The following is a 2,233-nucleotide window of genomic DNA, read 5'->3' as shown; positions in this document are numbered from 1 at the left end:
ACTCTCGCATTTCCCGTCTTGTTGCCAGTATCTCTTGGTGTGTATCACCAGTGATTTTAACAAGACTACGCACTGCGCTATCCAGTGAGTCAAAATGTGACTCAAGTTGCTCTACCCTAACCTCTAACGACATCGGGACTACTCACGTTATGTATGGAGTAACCAGCATAGCAGAGAATGGTACAGAGACACCTAACACCATATTTAATCGCCACCATAGGGTGGCCATCGAGGCTAAAGGCGGCTGAGACGAACTGGCTACTATGGTTGACAGTGTATTTTACTTTCCATGACTCATCATTGGGCTCATTGAAACCAAGAAAAAGAAGAGTTCTGTTCGATCATCAATCGCCCCTCCATAATTCTGTGATTCTCACCGCAGCATCTACACCGACGGTCATCACATTTCGGCCATCGGGACTGAAGTCGGCTGAGATGACTCCTCCCTCGTGTTCAATGGTGGCTTTTTCCAGCCATGACCCATTGGCCTCCAGACCCCATATTCTCGCAGTACCATCTCTACTGGCGGTTACCATATGACAACCATCGACACTGAAGGTGGCTGAAAGGACTTCGTCTTCATGGGTAATGTTGGCTTCTTCTTGCCATGAGCCATCGGCCTGCAGGCCATTGATTTTTGCCGTGTTATCCAAACTGGCGGTCACCACATGACGGCAATCGCCACTGAAGCTGGCTGAGGTGACCTTCCAATTGTGGGAAATGCAGGCTGTTTCTTGCCATGATGCAGCGGCGCTATAGATTCTCACTGTGTTATCATGATGGGCGAACATCAGATGACGGCAATCAGCGCTGAAGTCGGCTGAAGTGACCACACCACGATGATGAAGCGTGGTTATTTCTTTACATGATCCATCAGCTTGCAGGTCACAGATTTTCGACGTGCCATCTAAACTGGCGGATAACAGAAGGCAGCCATCGGCGCTAAAGTTGGCTAAGGTGATTAGTTTCTCATGCTGAATGGTGGCTTTTTCTACCCACCCTCCAGCGGCTCCCTGACCGTAGATTGTTACCGTGTCATCTATACCGAAGATTGCCAAATGAAGACCATTGGGGCTAAACCTGGCCGAAACGACCGGACTGATATGGTAGATGGTATCTTCTAATTCCCATGATCCATCGTCCCCCCGACCAAAGATTTTCACCGTTTGATCCTGACTGGCAGTCAGCACACGTCGACCATCATTACTGAAGGTGGCTGAATTGACAGAATCAGTATGGGTAATAATAGTTTTTACTGTCCATGATCCATCGTCTTCCTGACCACAGATTTTCACTTTATGGCCATAACTGGCGGTCAACACATGACGGCCATCGGCGCTGAAGCTGGCCGACCTGACTGAGGCATTGTGGTTGAAAGTGGTTTTTTCTTCCCATGTTCCTCCAGTCTCCTGCCCATAGATTTTCACCGTCATATCCAAACTGGCAGTCACCACATGGCGGCTATCGGCGCTGAAGGTGGCTGTGCTGACAGTGTGAAAATGTGGGATTTCGACTTTTTCCACTAACTTGAATGTTTTGCATTGAGACATCAGTTTGCTGTTGGTGAAAAGGAGCTGGACAGGAAAATAAATACTTTTTTGTTGTTCTGGAAGTGACTCGACAGTGTCTTCATTAACAAACGGCTTCAACCAATCACGGAGTTGTTGCTGATCTTTTGTCGTAACGATAGTCTTTAATTGGTATTGGTGTGGCGAAGGAAACCGGCGATACCATGCTCTCTCCAAAGCATGATCTTTTTTAACAAGATCGCGAAGATATCTGCACACCTTTGCTAAACAGGCAACCTCTCGAAAACCCAAATAGCGAATAATCATGGATTCTGTTTCATCGGGCAAATCGAGTAATAAACATGGATTGTTGTTGCAGACACTCACGTCTCTACCTGCAATGACACCCGTCGGTGCTTCCTCCATTTGAGCTGGCTCAGGTGTTGGCAGGAGTATACTGTCACTGTCGCAATTGCTTTTCACAGGTTGCATGCCAGATGCCTCCCTATCTCCAAAGTCATTATTTATCTTCGCTTGGAAAGGACATTAAAAGTGAGTCCGGTCTGTTAGAGTGGTTTTTACAATAGAAGTTCAAAACATTGAGTTCTTTGGAACCAGAGAAAAGAAGTCATCTATCGCCCCTCCACAGTTCAGTGATTCTCACCGTGTGATCTGCACATTCGGTCAACACATTTCGGCCATCGGGGCTGAATTTGGCTGAGGTG

Annotated in this window: 1 protein-coding gene; it reads right to left on the bottom strand. The window is 47.2% G+C overall.

Annotation, left to right across the window (positions count from 1 at the left end; translation table 11 throughout):
- Positions 1–344 precede the first annotated feature (344 nt).
- Positions 345–2,000 (bottom strand): F-box/WD40 repeat-containing protein, encoded by a 1,656-nt coding sequence (locus KDK19_RS16775; RefSeq protein ID WP_257274424.1) that lies wholly within the window; start codon positions 1,998–2,000, stop codon positions 345–347.
- Between the last annotated feature and the right edge of the window lie 233 nt (positions 2,001–2,233).

Origin of the sequence: Endozoicomonas sp. ONNA1, from assembly GCF_024606325.1 — a bacterium.
In the GTDB taxonomy this organism is placed as follows: domain Bacteria; phylum Pseudomonadota; class Gammaproteobacteria; order Pseudomonadales; family Endozoicomonadaceae; genus Endozoicomonas_A.
Note: the sequence above shows the minus strand (reverse complement) of the source record. Positions and strands in the feature narration are given on the sequence as shown.